At 71.3% G+C, this 15,455-nt stretch carries 15 protein-coding genes; 8 read left to right on the forward strand and 7 right to left on the reverse strand.

Translation table 11 applies throughout. From position 1 onward, the window contains the following. Positions 1–38 precede the first annotated feature (38 nt). Positions 39–215: a CPXCG motif-containing cysteine-rich protein gene (locus tag IPH07_18880; GenBank protein ID MBK6919465.1), complete on the forward strand. Its 177-nt coding sequence runs from the start codon at positions 39–41 to the stop codon at positions 213–215. 43 nt (positions 216–258) lie between these two features. Here the strand turns inward: IPH07_18880 and IPH07_18885 are convergent, their stop codons facing one another. Together IPH07_18885 and IPH07_18890 are read right to left on the reverse strand one after the other, a co-directional pair. Then, positions 259–1,347 carry a DUF3524 domain-containing protein gene (locus IPH07_18885; GenBank protein MBK6919466.1) on the reverse strand — a complete coding sequence of 363 codons (1,089 nt, stop codon included), beginning with the start codon at positions 1,345–1,347 and terminating at the stop codon, positions 259–261. Positions 1,348–1,429: 82 nt separating this feature from the next. Beyond that, positions 1,430–2,107, reverse strand: a complete 678-nt coding sequence (locus IPH07_18890) for a dienelactone hydrolase family protein (protein ID MBK6919467.1) — start codon at positions 2,105–2,107, stop codon at positions 1,430–1,432. 115 nt (positions 2,108–2,222) lie between these two features. On the opposite strand from IPH07_18890, the gene IPH07_18895 reads away from it, so the two are divergent. The 6 genes from IPH07_18895 (at position 2,223) to IPH07_18920 (ending at position 8,477) form a co-directional block, all read left to right on the forward strand. After that, positions 2,223–3,068: a helix-turn-helix transcriptional regulator gene (locus IPH07_18895; GenBank protein MBK6919468.1), complete on the forward strand. Its 846-nt coding sequence runs from the start codon at positions 2,223–2,225 to the stop codon at positions 3,066–3,068. 139 nt (positions 3,069–3,207) lie between these two features. Then, positions 3,208–3,834 (forward strand): RNA polymerase sigma factor, encoded by a 627-nt coding sequence (locus IPH07_18900; GenBank protein ID MBK6919469.1) that lies wholly within the window; start codon positions 3,208–3,210, stop codon positions 3,832–3,834. Further along, a complete protein-coding gene (locus IPH07_18905) occupies positions 3,827–4,795 on the forward strand; it encodes a hypothetical protein (protein MBK6919470.1) in 969 nt (322 codons plus the stop codon). Before IPH07_18900 ends, IPH07_18905 begins: the two co-directional genes overlap by 8 nt. Before the next feature lie 44 nt (positions 4,796–4,839). Continuing rightward, positions 4,840–6,345 carry a DUF1585 domain-containing protein gene (locus tag IPH07_18910; GenBank protein MBK6919471.1) on the forward strand — a complete coding sequence of 502 codons (1,506 nt, stop codon included), beginning with the start codon at positions 4,840–4,842 and terminating at the stop codon, positions 6,343–6,345. Next, positions 6,342–6,971, forward strand: coding sequence for a hypothetical protein (locus IPH07_18915; GenBank protein ID MBK6919472.1), 630 nt, complete (start codon positions 6,342–6,344; stop codon positions 6,969–6,971). The genes IPH07_18910 and IPH07_18915 overlap by 4 nt, the downstream gene beginning before the upstream one ends. 54 nt (positions 6,972–7,025) lie before the next feature. Further along, on the forward strand, positions 7,026–8,477 hold the full coding sequence (locus IPH07_18920) for a hypothetical protein (protein MBK6919473.1): 1,452 nt from the start codon (positions 7,026–7,028) through the stop codon (positions 8,475–8,477). Here IPH07_18920 and IPH07_18925 read toward each other — a convergent pair. The 5 genes from IPH07_18925 to IPH07_18945 all read right to left on the reverse strand — a co-directional run bounded on the left by IPH07_18925 (position 8,440) and on the right by IPH07_18945 (position 14,613). Continuing rightward, positions 8,440–9,834 carry a hypothetical protein gene (locus IPH07_18925; GenBank protein ID MBK6919474.1) on the reverse strand — a complete coding sequence of 465 codons (1,395 nt, stop codon included), beginning with the start codon at positions 9,832–9,834 and terminating at the stop codon, positions 8,440–8,442. The genes IPH07_18920 and IPH07_18925 overlap by 38 nt on opposite strands. A 58-nt stretch (positions 9,835–9,892) precedes the next feature. Continuing rightward, entirely contained in the window at positions 9,893–10,324 is a 432-nt protein-coding gene (locus IPH07_18930) for an acyl-CoA thioesterase (GenBank protein ID MBK6919475.1), read from the reverse strand. Between the two features lie 130 nt (positions 10,325–10,454). Next, positions 10,455–11,171 (reverse strand): hypothetical protein, encoded by a 717-nt coding sequence (locus tag IPH07_18935; protein ID MBK6919476.1) that lies wholly within the window; start codon positions 11,169–11,171, stop codon positions 10,455–10,457. A 103-nt stretch (positions 11,172–11,274) separates the two neighbouring features. Beyond that, a complete protein-coding gene (locus IPH07_18940) occupies positions 11,275–11,883 on the reverse strand; it encodes a sigma-70 family RNA polymerase sigma factor (GenBank protein MBK6919477.1) in 609 nt (202 codons plus the stop codon). 36 nt (positions 11,884–11,919) lie between these two features. After that, positions 11,920–14,613, reverse strand: coding sequence for a serine/threonine protein kinase (locus tag IPH07_18945; protein ID MBK6919478.1), 2,694 nt, complete (start codon positions 14,611–14,613; stop codon positions 11,920–11,922). A 113-nt stretch (positions 14,614–14,726) separates the two neighbouring features. Between IPH07_18945 and IPH07_18950 the strand changes: the two genes are divergently transcribed. Continuing rightward, on the forward strand, positions 14,727–15,404 hold the full coding sequence (locus IPH07_18950; protein MBK6919479.1) for a hypothetical protein: 678 nt from the start codon (positions 14,727–14,729) through the stop codon (positions 15,402–15,404). Positions 15,405–15,455 lie beyond the last annotated feature (51 nt).

Raw genomic sequence — 15,455 nt, forward strand, 5'->3', positions numbered from 1 at the left:
GGTATCAGCTCCATCGCGGGCTGCTAGAGTGTTGCGGCATGGGCGAAGAGGTGACGGCGCAGTGTCCGTGGTGCGGCGAGTCGCTCGAGCTGTGGATCGAGCCCGACGCGGTCGGCACGAGCGTGCAGGACTGCGACGTCTGCTGCCGGCCGTGTGTGGTCGAGGTGCACTGGGACGAGGACGCCGGCGCCAGCGCGACCGTGCGACGCGAGTAGCGGCGCGCGGGCCCGATCGTGAGTTGGCCAACGCGAACGCGCGTCAACGGGCAACGAGGCGCTCGCACAGCGCGCGATAGCGAGGCATCACCGCGTCGGCCAAGAGCGCCCGTGTGACGTCGCGCCGATCGGCGCGCAGCGTCTCGCCGGCGGCGTAGTGCCGGCACAGCGACGCGAGCCGATCGCGCAGCGCGGCCTCGTCGGCCACGCGATACCGCGGTGGGATCAGCTCGACGTACGACAGCCGATCGGGCACCACCGGCTGCGCGCCGCAGTGGATCGCCTCGAGCACCGCGACGCCGAAGAACTCGTGCACCGCGGTCGAGACCACCACGTCGGTGCGCCCCAGCAGCGCGAGGTAGTCGTCGCGCGACGCGACCGCGCCGTGCTGCACCAAGCGATCGCCGAGCCACGACGGTGCGTCGCGCAGACACTCCGGCACCTCGGTGAAGCGCTGCCCACAGATCGCGACCCGAAACGCGAGCCCCTGCGCGTCGAGCCACCGCAGCGCGCCGATGAACGCGTCGGGATCCTTGTCGTGCTCCCAGCGGTGGTTCCACAGCAAGAGCGGGCCGCGATCGCGATCGACCGCCACCACCGGCGGCGCGACGTCGGGCAGCTCGAGCGGCACCGGCAACACCTCGCTGCGCGCCGCGATGCGATCGACCCACGCGCCCCGTGGCCCATCGGGCATGCGTGCGAGCAGCGCGCGCGCGGCCCCGAGGAAGCTGTCGCGGTTGTGCTGCGAGTTGAACACGCACACGCTCGCCGCCATCGCGCTCACCAGCTGCGTGACGCCGTAGTGCAGGTCGCGATCGAGCGCCGGCGTGCGCGTGGGGAAGTCGAGCTGGTTCTCGTGGAAGTAGAGCACCCGCGGCACACCCGCGAGCTGCGGCACCAGGCCGACCAGCTCGGCGAGCGGCACGTAGCTCGACGCGAACACGAGGTCGAACGTCGCGCCCAGGCCCTCGAGTCGCAGCGCGGCGTCGACTGCCGCCTGCCGCATGTGCCACTTCCAGTGGTGCGGCGGCTGGGTGATCGCGGTCCACTGCCACGGTAGCGCCGACATCAGCGTGCGGCCGAAGGCCGCGTGTGAACCGCCATCGAAGGGCTCGAGGTAGAGCACGCGCACGCGCGGGGGAGTCTCGCATGGATTGGGCGAGCTGCCCGCGGGAGTCACCGGGCGTATCGTCGCGGTACGGGTTCTCGCGACGTCAGCCGAGGTGCGTGCGCAGGAACTCGAGCGTGCGTTGCCACGCCAGCGCGGCGCTCTTGGGTTCGTGGCGCGACGCGTCGGTCGAGCGCATGAACGCGTGCCCTGCGTCGTAGACGTGGACCTCCATCTCGCCACCGCCGCCGCGGACCTTGCCTTGGATCTGCTCGGCCAGCGCCGGATCGGCCCACTCGTCGACGCGCGCATAGTGGCCACACACCGGCGTCGCCATGCCGACGAAGGCGTCGGCCGGCAGCCGCGGCAGCCCGTAAAACGGCACCGCCGCATCCAAGCCCGGCACGAAGCGCGCGGCCGCGAGCGTGAGCGCGCCCCCCAGGCAGAAGCCCACCACCGCGACGCGCCCGTTGCAGCGCACGTGAGCGCGCGCGTACGCGACGGTCTCGCCGATGTCGCCGACGGCCCGCTGGAAGTCGAACTCGGCGATGAGCTTCGCGGCCTCGCCGTCGTCGGCGGCGAGCTTGCCGTGGAAGAGATCAGGCGCGAACGCGACGAAGCCGGCCTGCGCGAACTGTTCGCAGTGCAGCTTCATCACCTCGTTGAGCCCGTGCCACTCGTGGATCACCACGACCGCACCCACCTTGCCCGCCCCCGGAGGCTCGGCGAGCGCGCCAGCGATGCGGGTACCAGCCTGCGTGGAAAACTCGACCTGCGTCGTCATGCTCGACGTATGCACCCTCGCAAGTGCTCCGCGATTGGGCGAAGTTGGCAGCCGCGCGCCCGCACCGCGGCACGGCCCCCGGGCACGCCTCGCAGGCAGCTGGTATCGTGCCGCCATGGACCTCTCGGCCGTGCAGCTCGGGCGCACCCAGGTCGCGTTCACGCGTCCCGCGACGCTTCCCGGTGTCAGCGTGGGGCAGTTCCGCAGCGACGGGCATCTGTTCACCTGCGTGACCGATCGCTACGCGTGCGCGCTGCACTCGAGCGGCGAGTCCGAGTGGTCGCTGCGAGGCAAGCGGTGGTCCAGTCGCCCCGGCACCGTCGATCTCAAGGTGCCCGGAGAGGTGTTCGCCGAGCATGCGCGACGCGGCATGCGACGCTTCCAGGTGGTGCTGTTCGACGCGCGCGTGGTCGACGAGGCGCGGGCGACCCTCGGCGCCACGGTGGCGCCTCCCCGGTACAACGCGCTCCCCTGCGACGATCCCCGCGTCGCACCGCTCGCGGCGCTGCATCGCGCCCTCGAGGGCGCAGTCATGCGCAGCGAAGCCAGCGTGGAAGCGCTCGAAGCCCTGAGCTGCGATGCCTTGCGGGCGCTGTGCGAGCTGACCTCCGAGCACCGCGAGCCGTCGCGCCCACGCAGCGCCTGGACCAGCGCGGTGAAGCGTGCGCGCGCGCTGCTCGACGAGCGCTTCACCGAGACCATCTCGCTCGAGTTTCTGGCCGCCCACGCACGACTCGACAAGTTCCGGCTCTGCCGTGCCTTCCGCAACGAGGTCGGGCTGCCGCCGCACGCCTACGTGACGCATCGCCGCATCGGCCTCGCCGGCGCCTTGCTCGCGCGCGGCGTGCCGCAGGCCGAGGTCGCGGCGCAGGTCGGGCTGTACGATCAGAGCCAGCTGCACCGGCACTTCAAACGCATCGCGGGTGTGACCCCCGGCGCCTACGTCCGAGCGATGCGCTGACCTGGCGTTGACACCGACGTGGGCTCGCGCGAGCCGGCCAGAGGGCGCGCATCGGAGGCGTTCGTCGCTTTTTCGTCCGGCCCGGCCGAAAGCGGCCCCCGCTCGCGCGACTCACGATCCCCGGACCCCTGCCGCGCCCGTGCCGACCGTGTCCACCCTGTGCTTCGCGCTCGCCCCCATCGCGTCGCGAGCCGAGCCGCGTGATCCAGCCGACGCGCCGCTGACGGCCAAGCGCGTGGACTCACCGGCGACGATGGGCGACATGCGGGCGACCACCGCGGCGCTCTACCGCGAGCACCGCGTCGCGATCGCTCGGCAGATCCGCGCGCTGGTCCAGGACGATGCCGCGGTCGACGACCTCGTCGCGGAGACCTTCCTGCGGGCCCATCGTTCGATCGGGAGCTTCGATGGCCGCTCGGCGGTGGGCACATGGCTGCACGGCATCGCGATCAACGTCGCACGCACGCACCTCTCGAAACGCGTGCGTCGGCGCCACATCGATGCGCGGCGTGTCGACACCGAGCCGCCCGGCCCGACGCCGCCCGACGAGGAACTCTCGGCACGGCGTGCGCTCGAGCGCTTCCGCGAGGCCGTGCGCGACCTGCCCGACGCGCTGCGCGAGGCCTTCGTGCTGCGGGTGATCGAGCAGCGCTCCTGGCAGGATGCAGCGGTGCTGCTGCAGGTGCCGATCTCCACCTTGTACGGGCGCGTCGCCAAGGCCGAGGCTCAGGTGCGCGCGGCCGTCAGCGGAGGCGACGATGTCTGAGACACCACCCCGCGATGCGTTCGAGGCGCTGGTCGAGCAGGCGCAGCGCGAGCACGCCGACTACCGGCCCGCGGATGTCGCGGTCGATCGCCTCTGGCAGGTGGTCGCGCGCGATGACGCAGCGTCGGCGCGCAGGGCGTGGACCATCCGCGCGCTGCTGGGCCTGCCGTTGGCCGCGGCCGCGATCAACGTCGCCGAGCCGCAGCTGCTGCCGACGCGCACCGTCGCGGCGCTCTCGCACGTCGACGTGCTGGCGGTCGTGGCGCTGCCCGCAACCGCCGTGTTCGTGTCGCTGGTGCTCCTCGGCGCACGAACGGCGGGCGCGCAGATGCTGCTGCGCGCGCTGCTGTGGTCGACCGCGGTGCTCGGCGCGCTGGTGAACATCACCGATCCGCACGTGGTGCCGATCACCGCGCTGGCGGCCAACCTCGCCTGCTGCGGCGCGCTGCTGGCGTTGCGCGACCATGGGCTCGAGCCCGAGCGGTACCGCGGCTCGTTCGCACCGATCGCCCACCACGGGGTGCTGACGCTGATGATGATCCTCGCGGTCGCCGACGCCCAGACGCTGGTGTCGTGGAGCTCGGGCATGCGGTGGCGGGACGTCGCGCCGGGCCTGTGCGGACTGGCGATGATCGCCGGCATCGTCGGCCTGTATCGCCTGCAGCTGTGGGGGCTGCTGTGCAACTTGGTGCTCAGCGTTGCGGTCGCGGGCCTGGCGCTGACGCGTGTGCTGGATCTGCCGCCGGTGGTGGTGGCGATGCTGTGCACCACCGCGTCGTTGCAGGTGGTGCTCGCTGCCGTCGTGCTGCGTTCGATCCGCCGCGGTGCGCCCGCAGAGCTACCGCACTGGGCGCGCTGGGGTCGCTACTTGGTGTGGGGTGCGATCGTCGGTGTGATGCTGGTCGGCGTCGTCGTGTTCGTCGTCGACCCGGCACCGCATTGCGAGCAACAACTCGACTAGAGGGACCGAAAGCCGGGTGCGCTCGCGCGACTCACTCGGCGACGATGACGAAGACGAAACCTCGCCCGCAGCGACGCTCCCTGCGCGCGCGCCTCGACGCACGCGGGCGCTCGCGCCACCACGCCCGCGCGCGCACCGGCGGCCTGGCGCTGGTGCTCTGCACCGCGGCCATGGCGTTCGCGAGCACTGCACTCGCGCGTCCCACCGTGCCGCAGCAGTTCTGCGAGGTCTACCCCGAGCACCCCGAGTGCAACGGCGCGCTCGTCACCTGCGAGCTGTGCCACCCCTCGACCGACCCGGTGGCGTGGAACCAGTTCGGCATGTCGCTGTTGACCGCGCTCGGCGGTACGCCGGTCGAGCAGGGGCTCGCCGACGCCTTGCACGCGATCGAGGACGACGATGCCGACGGCGACGGGGTGATCAACCTCGAAGAACTCCTGCTCGGCACCAACCCCGGCCGCGCCGACTCGCTGTGGCTGCCACCGCTCGCGCCCGAGGCGGGCAACGACCACTACCGGCTCGGCGAGTACGACGTTGGGTTCGCCTACCGCCGCGCCATGGTGCTCTACTGCGGCCACTCGCCCGACTACGACGCGCTGTCGACGATCCGCGCGCTATCCGACGACGATGCCCGCGCGCGGCTGCACGAAGACCTCGCGGGGTGCCTCGATGCATCGTGGTGGCGGACCACCGGCCTGCGCGAGCTCGCGGATCCCAAGGTCAAGCCGATCCAGTCGGTCGGTGCCGACACCGAGGTCGTGATCGCCGGCTTCCGCGTGGTGCTGGCCGACTACCACTGGGACTACCGGCTGTGGCGCTACCTGATGAGCGACGACCGCGACATCCGCGGGCTGCTCACCGCGCAGTACCACGTGGTCGAAGATCCGCAGACCGGCGCGCTGTCGACGATAGATGGCGTGATCCCGACGCCGGACCCAACCGCGATCGACGGCGGGCAGCCGCTGGTGCCGGAGCATCGCGCCGGCATGCTGACCACGCAGTGGTTCCTGATGTCGAACACGATGTTCAGCGAGCTGCCACGCACGACCGCCGCCCAGGCCTACCGCGCGTACCTGGGCATGGACATCTCGAAGCACGAGGGCATCTCGCCGGTCGCGGGCGAGCCGAGCGACATCGACGACAAGGGCGTCGGTGCACCCGCGTGCGCGCAGTGCCACTCGACGCTCGACCCGCTGGCGTACGCGTTCGCCTACTACAACGGCATCGTCCTCGAGGGCATGAAGACCGGCATCTACGTCGAGGAGCGGCCGAGCACGCTGATCCCCGCGTGGAGTGACGCACCGCGCACGTCGATGCTGCTGGGCCAGCCGGTCGCCGATGTCGTGCAGTGGGGCGCGCTCGCGGCGAACAGCCCTTCGTTCCGCCGCGCGATGACGCTGACGCTGTTCGAGCACGCACTCGGCCGCGGGCCCATGCCCGACGAACACGACGACTTCGACGAGCTCGCGCGCTCGCTGCTCGACGACGGCCACTCGGCCAACCGCCTCATCCATCGCTTGGTCGACACCGCGGCCTTCGGGACCCCATGAGCGACACGATCATGATCCGCACCACTGCTCGACTGCTCTTGGGCTGCACGCTGCTGGTCGGCGCGTGCAAAGACGACCCAGCCGACGATGCGAGCGACGGACCTCAGCCGGCGTCGACCCGCAATCACCTGCTGTGGAAGCGCGCACACGCGCTAGAGCAGGATCTCTCGCGCGCGCTCGAGCTCGACCCCAGCGAGGTCTGCACCGAGTTGGGCGAGTACTCGTGCGCGGAGCTCGTGCACCTCACCAGCCTCGGCGGCCACGATCCGTTCCGCCAGGGCTTGTACCGACCACTCGGCCAGCCGCTGGTGACCACGCCGCTGGTCAGCGAGCGCATGGCGTTGGCGGCATGCACCCGCCGCGTGAACGCCGATCGAGAGGGCGAGCCCAAGGTGTTCACCGATCTCGATCTCGACGCCGCCGCGCCTGCGCCCGACACGAAGCCCTTCGACGCGACGATCACGACGCTGTACCGGCGCATGCTGCAGCGCGATCCCACGGCCGCCGAGCGGACCTTGCTCGGCGAGCTGGCGCTCGACGGCGACGGCGCGGCGATTCCAGCCGCCGACTTCGCCCAGCTGACGTGCTTCACCGTCGCCACGACCACCGAGTTCCTCTTCCTGTAGGTGCCCACGATGACACGCACGCACGCTCTCCCTTCCACATTCTCGCGCCGTGCACTGCTGCGCGGGGGTGCTGCCGCGGCCGGAGCCGGTGCGATCGCAGCGGCGATCGGCCGCGGCCGCGCCGCTGGCCCCTCGCAGGGCGACGCCGCCATCGATCGCAAGCTGCTGTTCGTAGTGTGCGCCGCGGGGGGCGGCAGCATCATCGACAGCTTCCTGCCGGTCGCGGTCAGTGAGGTCGGCGACGCCGCACTCGCCGACACCATCAACGCCTACCCCGACGACCTCATCGTGCAGCCGTCCGGCAGCAACCTCCGCGCGGTGGCGCCGATTGGCGAGTACTTCGTGTTCGCCAACAGCTACCCGCTGCCCGACTTCCTCGCCAAGCACTACCGCGACATGGCGGTGGTCGGTCACGCGTGCACCTCGGTCAATCACGGCATCGCGCAGAAGCGGGCCCTGACCGGCGCGGGCGTGCACGGCGGTCGTACGATCGCGGAGGCCGTCGCCGAGCGACACGGCGCTGGCCTGCCGCTGCCCAACGTCAACATGGCGACCGGCGGCTACGTCGAGCCCGGCGACGATCCGACGCTGTCGGCGTTCGCACGCGCAGAGATCGTCGCCGATCCGCTGACCTTCGCGCTCTCGACCCACGGCTCGCGCGGGCTCGTCGGTGCCCCTTCGGCGTCCGCGATCGCCCGCGCCCGCGGCGTGCGCGACCGACTCGACGACGCCAGCCCGTTCGGCCAGACCTTCCGCGATGCGCCGCTGCGTCGCGACTACCTCACGACCCGCCGCGAGCTGTCGCCCGCGCTCGAAGAGCTCGACCTCATCTCCAAGCTGATGCTGTTGCCACCCGATCGCCTGCCCGCCGAGTACGGGCTGGCCGCGTCGCCGCTGCAGAGCATCCTGCCCGAGACCTTCGGCCACCTCTACGAGGACAAGTGGGAGCAGCAGGCCGCGCTCGCGTTCCTGCTGACGTACTTCGGCCTGTCGGCGACCGCAACCATCGCCCTCGACTTCGCGCCCGAGTTCCACGGCGAGGACGTGGTCGCAACGCCGCTGGCCTTCGACTACAGCCACAGCAACCATCGCATCGCGCAGAACGTCATGTGGGGCCGGCTGATGCTCGCGATCGATGGCCTCATCACGCTGCTGCAGCAGACCGACTATCTCGGCGATCCGAGTCTCGGCAAGATGTGGGATCGCAGCATGATCTACGTCGCCACCGACTTCGGCCGCGACAAGCGACGACCCGCCGGCGCCAATGCGTGGGGCACCGCGCACCACCTCAACAACGGCAGCCTGTTCATCTCACCGCTGCTGCGCGGCAACGCGGTCTATGGCGGCGTCGACCCCACGACGCTGCTGACCCACGGCTTCGACGGCGCCACCGGAGTGGCCGATCCCCACGACGAGAAGCGCGAGGCCGACGTCTACAGCCTCATCGCGCAGACCTTCGGGATCGAGTTCAGCGGGCGCAGCGAGATGGCCGGCTTGCTGCGCTAGCACTGCGTCGCCGTCGAGCCCACACGGCCACCACGGGCACGCACCACGCAGCGCCACCGGCTCCGTGCGCGCTGCTGCAGCTGCACCCGGCAGCGCCCTCGCTCGCGGGGGCGGTCGTGGTCTCGCTGCCGCCGTCGTCGCTGCCGGTGGCGGTGGCCCCACCGTCGGTGGTGGACGCATCCGACGAGGTCGAGCCGTCGGCCGCGCCCGCGGGCACCAGCTCGGCCCGCAACGAATACCCGAACGGGTGCTTCTCGATCGACTCGGGCGACACCACCAAGAACGCATCGGCGCTGCCGTCGAAGCCGGTCAGCACGACCTCGCCGTGGCCAGCGTCGTCCCAGGTCGCGACGGCGTAGTCGAGCACCGCGCTGCCCGGGGTCACGCCGTCGGTACGCGCGAGCACGGCGTGCCATGGCACCGCGGCCTCGGCATCGAGCTCGACCCGCAGATCCATCCCCGCCATCCCCAGCGTCGCGGGCAGGTGGACCACGCCGAAGCCGAGGCCTTCGGGGAGGCTCGCGGCCGGTGGTGCGCCTTCACCGGGCAGCGCGTTGATGACCATGTGGCCGGGAATCGCCTCGACGTTCTCGCCGCCCTCGAGGTCGAGCACGCTCAACGTTGCGAGGTAGTGCGGCCACACCTCGTCGAACGACAGCCCGATGCCTTCGATCGCATCGCGAAAGAAGATCTTCTCACCGCTGTGCTCGGCGCCCCACTCCCAGGTCGCGCGCACCGTGTCGGGCCCGCCGTACTCCTGCTCGAGGAAGTACGCCAGCACCGCGGTGCCGTACATGTGATCGCCGCGCACGCCCGCGAACAGATCCGAGAAGTCGCTGTGCAGGCCCCACTGCGGGTTCGCGACGTACTGCCCGACGCGCGACCACACCCGCGGATCCTCGGCGTAGAAGTTCTCGATCCAGCTCGCGGTGCCCTCCATCCACCACGCCCACGATGCCAGGCTGTCGAGGTAGCTGCCCATCAGCGCGTACTGGAACGCGTGGCCCATCTCGTGGGCCGACGTCTGGGCGTGCTCGTTGTCGTCGAACGCCGGCCCGAAGATCGAGCACAGCGGCACGTCGTCGTCCTCGCACGCGACCGTGACGCACTGGCCGTAGGCGGTGTCGGTCGCGAGGTCGGCGCGCATCTTGATGGATTGCGACGGCGGCAACCACCCCAGCTCCTGCTCGTAGATGTCCCACGCCGCATCGGAGGCCTCGAGCACCGTCATCGCCTGCGTCTCGGACAGCGACGCGGGGTACTCGACCCAGACGTGGCTGCCCTCGAGCGCCGGTGGATCGACGCCGTAACACGGCGCCGGAATCGCGAGCACCATCGCCGCAAAGGAAGTCAGCATCGGGACGTCGAGCGTCGCGCGGACCGAGCCGGCCCGCAACCGTTCTCACGGCTGCGTGTCAGCCGCCGCCGTCGCGCAGATAGGGCCCGATCCGCCGGCGGAACGCGTCGCTCCACGGCGTCGGTCGATGGCTGCCCGCATCGATGCACACCACCACGCGCGAGCCGTGGGCGTACTCGACGTCCTCGTCCATCGGCAGCAGACGGAAGCCGAAGGTGAGGCTGGTGCGGCCGAGCTTCTCCACCCAGATGCGCACGCGCACCTCGCCGACGCCGGTCACTGGGCGCTCGTACTCGATGTGGTTGGTGCGCACGAGGTGGTAGCGATCGGGATCCTCCGCCGCCGACAGCACCCCGCCCCAGCCCATCGTGCGGGTCCAGAACGAGCCGATCGTGCGCTCGAACAGCAGCAGGTAGCGCGAGTTGTGCAGGATCTGCAGTGCATCGAGATCGTCGAAGTAGACGCCGTGGATGGCCTCGAAGAATCGCATGTCGGATGGCTGCGCGTGAGCGTAGCGAATGTCCGGGCCCGCGCGCGGATCGGCGCCCGATCGCGCGCGCGCGGGCCTACGGCCGTGATCACGCGGCCGCCCCGCCGCGTCGCAAAGGACGGCCCCGCACTCACTCGACGTGGAGCTGATAGGTGGCATTGGTCTCGAAGACCGCCTCGCCGTCCACGCACCGGGTTCCACCGAACTCCAGCGTATGATCGCCAGGTGGCAGCGGCCGCAACAACGCCCAGTGACCATCGACCCAGGTGACGCGTGGCCCCGCGGTGCCGCCGAAGTCCGTCGCGAAGTTGTCATCGCCCATGTTGACGGTGAACTGATCGAGCACGTCGACGTAGAGCTCTTCGTCCATGCTCTCGAGGTCCGGCAGGAGGTCCTCGTCGTCGAGCCGCAGGCTCAGCGCGCAGGTCTGCGCCCGGCGCTCTGCGAAGTACTCGACCACGAACGCCAGCCACGCCGCGAGGTCGTTCTCGGGGTCGTCCTCGATGATCGAGTCCGGCGTCGGTGCGACCCAGCGATTCATCAAGGGGAAGAAGATGTGCGCATCGGCCGGCACCGTGCACGCACGCTCCACCGCGCCACCCGTGGTCCCGGCGAGGTACCACACGCTGCCGTGCTGCTCGAGCGCACACGCGCTGCCGTCGGTGTCGCGCACCGGGCCCGTCGACCAGGGCTGCTCGAGGGCCCACTTCGTCCATCCGATCGCACGCCCCTCGTAGATCTTCTGCGCGTGCTTCGTATCTTGATGCACCAATGGATCGCGGTCGCAACCCGCCAGCGCCAGCACCGCAACCACTCCGATCCACCCCAACTTTGTCGTCGTCTTCACGTGATCCATCCCAACCTCCGCCGTCATCGGCCTTGCGCCTATCAGACCCGGCCGCCGCTGAAATGATCACCGAATCGCCCCACGAATCGACGACCGCGCGGGGCTACGTCGGCGCCGCGCGCACGCTCGCGGCCCACCGGCGGAGGTCGGTGAGGGTCGTGCGAATCGGCTTCCGCGACGCCGATAGCCGCGCCATGTTGGTGCGCAGCTGTTCGAGCGCCCGTCGGATCCGACTGCGCACGGTGCCAGGCGGCAAGCCCAACACCTCGACCAGCTCGGCGCCGCGGAGGCCCTGCACGTAGTACAGCTCGAGCGCGACCTGCAGCTCGAGCGGCAGGCGGCGCAGCGAGTGGACCAGGAGCTTGTGGTCCTCCTGGAACGCCAACGCCGCGCTCGGCGAGTCGTCGAGGTCCTCGATCGAGGTCACCTCGAAGTCGGGGTCCTTGGGCTGATTGGCCTTTCGGACCACGTGGGTGTAGAGCGCATTGCGGGCGATCGTGAAGAGGTACGTGCGGAAGCTGGCCGAGCCGCGGAAGTCATCGCGGGCCTCGACGCAGCGCAGGAAGGTCTCCTGCGTGAGGTCCTCGGCGGCATACTCGAGCTTGCTGCGGAAGAAGCCATAGACCTGCGCGAAGTGACGGGCGAACAGCTCCGAGCCAGCCGTGACATCGCCTGCTCGCCACGCCGCGAGCAGCTCGAAGTCGGTGGTCATCCAGGGTGACGGTACCATGCTCGTGATCCACGGGGTTCAGCCGCGCGGCCTGCAGAACTCGCCGTCGCGCAGCGCGGTGGCAAATCGAATCATCCAACGGCCATGGCCCGAGACCTCGCGCTGACCATCGCCGCCGAGATGGTGGAGCGCCCGCTCGAAGTATGTTTCCTCGTCGCCACGCCCCTGCGCACGTCGAGCACAACCGATCGCGGCCTCCAGCTCACCGAGCTCGGCATCGGACCACCACGGTCGCCGGGACTCGGCCTCGAGCGGCTTCGCGAGCGCGGCGAAGCCCTGCTCGGCGGTCACCGCATCGCCGCGCAGCAGCGCGACGTAGGCAGCGGGCAGCGCCTGCCCATCGGACGGGAGCGCGGCCAGCCAGCGCCGCGCGGCGGCCATCGCCGCGGCGTGATCCCGTGCGAGCACGTGCAGCACCACGCGGAAGCGCTCGCACTCCGCGAGGTTCCGCCCACGCTGGCCCTCCAATCGGCGGAGGTCCTCGCACAGCGGCGGCACCATCTTGAGCACCTCGTCGAGGGACTCGTGGTAGTTCAGGGCCAGTCGCCGCACCGTCAACGTGCGCGGATGGCCGTCGCCCGCGGCGGCACGCATGCGCTCGACCGCCTCGGCACCCAGCCGAGCGCGCGCCGCCGGGTCGCGCTCGAACTCCATCGAGCCGACCAGCGCCTGCGCGAGGGTCCGCTGTGCCGCGCGGCCGGAGACCCCCGGTGCGAGCTTGCGGATGCGCTCGTACAGCGGCTGCGCGAGGCTGCGGCGCCCCGCGGCCAGCTCGACGCCGGCGAGGTTGTTGTACAGCGACAGCGTCGCGAGGCTGTCGCCGTGTCGCTCGGCGATCGCTGTGATGATCTCGCGGCCCTCGGGGATCCGCGTGTGCTCGATCTGCGCGCCCGTCGCGACCGCCCACGCCTGCTGGCCCCACGCCTCCACCACGAGCTCGTCCGCATCGGCACGCAGCGCCGCACGCACTGCCTCTCCGAGCACGGCCGCGGCGTCACCTCGACGTCGCAGATCGATGAGCGCCTTGCCCTGCGTCAGCAGGGCCTCGGCTGCGAGCATGGGATCGTCGAGCTCGCGCACCTCGGGCAGCAGCGACTCCAGCTGCGCGTGCGCCACCTCGGCATGACCGAGCACGTACTCGGTCTGGGCCGCGCTCAGTCGCTCCGCGAGCGCGCGCGACCGCGGGGACGTCGGCACCTCGTTGCCCGACAGCCGCTCGAGATCGCCGCAGGCGTCCGGGTCCGGCAGGGTGCCGACCGCGAGCGCGACACCGGGGAGATCATCGACCCGCACCTCTCGGAGCACGCGACCGACGGTGCCCCATGCACTGCGTCCGCGATGCAGACAGGTCATCCGTCGGTCGAGCAGCGCCGACGACTGCTCGCCCCGCTGGTGGGCCAGGCACGCGTCGCGATACTGGGCCGTCCAGTGCGATGCGAACTCGTCGAGCTGCGTGCGCAGACGCGGCGCGAGCTCGGCCGCGAAGTCGCTCGGCTGGGACTGCACGTCGACGATCGCTCGCTCGCGATCATCGCCGGACCACGCCTCACCCAGGCGCTCGGCTCCGCCGCCGCAGGGGTCGTCGCCCGCCGCGGGCGCGCGCGCCGAGAGCCCGATCGCGAACGCGCCGGCGACCGTCGCGAGCATCGCGGTCGCAACCGCGAGACGCACCCGCCGCACCGCCGGATCGCGACGCAGCGCCCGCAACAGTGCATCGAGCGTGGGGTAACGCGCGTGTTCACCGAGCCCGCGTCGCAGCACGCGCTCGACCCACCGAGGCATCGCACCGCGCGGTGGCGCAGCGGGGCCGGACGGATCCGACACCAGCGGGACCGCCGTCGAATCGTTGCCGACGGCCATCGCCCGTGCCCGCGGCAGCGCGCCGGCCAGCGCCTCCCACACGGTCGCACAGAACGAGTACTGGTCCCCGCGGACATCCGGCGCCGCGCCACGCAGCTGCTCGGGCGCGATGTACCCCGGCGTGCCCAACACCGCCCCCGTGCGCGTGACGGTGCCGCGCTGCGATCGCGACGGTGCCTCCGGTGCCTCCGACGCTTCGCGCTCCGGCGAGGTCGGCTCGCTCGCGCTGCGGGCGAGACCGAAGTCGAGCACGCGGGCGCGCCCGTCCTCACCGATCAACACGTTGTCGGGCTTGAAGTCGCGATGGATGATGCCGGCGGCGTGGGCCGCCGCGAGCCCCTCGCCGGCGTCGAGGCACACCGCGAGCACCTCTCGCCAGGTCCGTCGCTCCGCCCGCGCCCACGCGCGCAGGGTGCTGCCGCGCACGTACTCCATCGCAATGAAGATGCGCCCCTCGTGCTCGCCCACGTCGTAGACGTGGACGACGTTCGGGTGCGCGAGCTTGGCCATGGCCTTGGCCTCGCGCACCAACCGCTCGCGATCCACGTCGCCCGCGTCGCGCCGGAACAGCAGCTTGAGCGCGACCTTTCGATCGAGCTCGGGATCGTAGGCCGCGTACACGATGCCCATGCCACCGGCACCGAGCCGCTCGACCACGATGTAGCGCCCGATCATCGACGCGGCGCGGGGCCCCCCGAGCAGCCGCGCCTCGATGGCCGCTCGCGCGCGGGCGACCTCGGGATCCTCGGCATCGACCCGCAGCGCGCGGGCCAACGTGGATGCGCCAGCGGCCCCGGGCTCGAATGCCGCGGGCGGGCCCTCGTGGTGGCCGTGCGTCGTTGCGCAACTCATTCCAAACCCAGCAGACCAGGGCAAATCCCGGATCCGAGAGAAGGACGCGCGAGCGCGGCAAACGATCACAGCCAGCGAGAATTTCCGCGGGGATCGTGCGATCCTCGGCGCCGATGCACCGGATCGTGCTGTTCTCGGGGGTCTTGCTGGCGTCGGCGTGCGCCCCGACCTTCGCCCCACCACTGCGCACTCAGATGGGCGGCGCGCCCGGCCGCGTGTACGAAGGCGATGTCGAGGTGGCGGGCGCGGCGACCGGGCGCGGGGCCCCAGCCTACGGCGGCCCGACGCTCGCGATCGGCGTCTCGCCGCGGGTGGCGATCGAGGGCGGTGGCGAGTTCGCAGCCGCGGCCACCGGCGAGGGCGGCTGGGCCCTCGGCTTCGCGGGTACGCGCATCACGGGCCGCGTGCCCGCACGGCGACGATTGACGCTGGTCGGCGACAACGAGCTCGGCATCGGGGCCGGCGTCGGCGGCACCAACTGCCAGCCGGCCGAGGGTTGTGACACCGATCGCCGGTGGTACCAACGCCCGGCGGGTGGGGCGTACGCGGGCTTCGGTGGTGCGCTGCGATGGCGCGTGCCCGCGCTCTACACCCGCATCCGCGCGCAGGTGATGGGCGCGCAGAGCGTGCCCGTCACCGTGTGGACCACGTGGAGCACCGGCCTCGAGCTGCGCTTCGTCGAGCGCGTCTCGGTGTGGGCCGGGGTCGGGCTGTGGAACTACTCCAACCGCGCGAGCCGCTTCACCGGCGGCTTCTACGAGCTGGGCCTCGCCGTGACGATCCCGCGCTGACCGACGTGCCAGGCGGAGCCGGCGCAGGCGCGGCACGGGCGATCCGGCCCG

The organism is Deltaproteobacteria bacterium (assembly GCA_016709225.1).
GTDB lineage: Bacteria > Myxococcota_A > Polyangia > Nannocystales > Nannocystaceae > Xiheibacterium > Xiheibacterium phototrophicum.